The sequence below is a fragment of the Dactylosporangium sp. NPDC000244 genome, assembly GCF_040300725.1.
GTDB lineage: Bacteria > Actinomycetota > Actinomycetes > Mycobacteriales > Micromonosporaceae > Dactylosporangium.
In genome coordinates this window covers 1-1212 of record NZ_JBEPEH010000123.1, presented here as the reverse complement: position 1 = coordinate 1212, position 1212 = coordinate 1, and the positions used below count along the sequence as shown (strand labels likewise).

Genomic DNA, 1212 nt, shown 5'->3' with positions numbered 1-1212 from the left:
ATTTTTTTTGTCAAAATTGTATCCTCCTATTTTTATTACTATCTTTTGCTTTCATGCTATCAAGCTTTCTCTTTAATTTTCATTTTTTTACTTTTTTCATCTTTTAATTTTGTGTTAATTTTATAGGTTCTGTTGCAAAGTTTTCCAAAAAATCTATTTTAGTGTAAAATGAATAAAAATGACAGCGAGGATATATCAATGAACTATTTTAAAGGCAAACAATTCAAAAAAGACGTCATTATTGTCGCTGTTGGTTACTACCTGCGTTACAATCTAAGCTATCGTGAAGTTCAGGAATTGTTATATGATCGTGGAATAAATGTTTGTCATACTACGATTTATCGTTGGGTGCAAGAGTACAGCAAAGTCCTCTATTATCTTTGGAAGAAGCAAAATAGACAATCCTTCTATTCATGGAAAATGGACGAAACCTATATCAAAATTAAGGGACGTTGGCATTATCTTTATCGTGCACTTGATGCGGACGGCTTAACCTTAGATATCTGGTTACGAAAGAAACGGGATACGCAAGCAGCCTATGCTTTCTTAAAACGACTCCATAAACAGTTTGGTGAGCCGAAAGCAATTGTGACTGATAAAGCACCTTCTCTTGGCTCCGCCTTTAGAAAGTTACAGAGTGTGGGTTTATATCCTAAGACAGAGCACCGAACTGTGAAGTATCTTAACAATTTAATAGAACAAGACCATCGACCTATTAAACGACGAAATAAATTTTATCAAAGTCTCCGTACAGCCTCTTCCACGATTAAGGGCATGGAGATCATTCGAGGAATATATAAAAAGAACCGAAGAAATGGAACGCTCTTCGGCTTTTCGGTGTCTACTGAAATCAAGGTATTAATGGGAATACCAGCCTAAGATATTTGGAGTTCAGAGCGGGCGCGTTTGATTTTCAAACTTCGCAACAGAACCGAAATAGCTATAAATAAGAGGAAACCTAAGGAACCAATTATTTTTCATTCGGATCATGGCTGAATAATCAACTAGCAATTCGGGTTTTAGAAAGTTATTAGATGAGCATCAATTGCTTGCTTCTTACTCCAAGCCTGGATATCCTTATGATAATGCCGTCACTGAGGTCTTTTTCAAGTATCTTAAACAACGAGAAATTAATCGCAGAACTTATCACTCCATTTAAGAAGTTCAACTCTCTTGCTTTGAATACATCGAACAATTTTATAACAATTATAA

At 35.1% G+C, this 1212-nt stretch carries 1 protein-coding gene and 1 pseudogene; both read left to right on the top strand.

Annotated elements, in window-relative coordinates; translation table 11 throughout:
* The first annotated feature begins 198 nt into the window (after nt 1-198).
* Nucleotides 199-879, top strand: a complete 681-nt coding sequence (locus ABT369_RS57830) for an IS6 family transposase (RefSeq protein WP_350627279.1) — start codon at nt 199-201, stop codon at nt 877-879.
* Nucleotides 880-933: 54 nt separating this feature from the next.
* Nucleotides 934-1156 (top strand): annotated as a pseudogene (locus ABT369_RS57825) (IS3-like element IS-LL6 family transposase); the annotation flags it as partial.
* Nucleotides 1157-1212 lie beyond the last annotated feature (56 nt).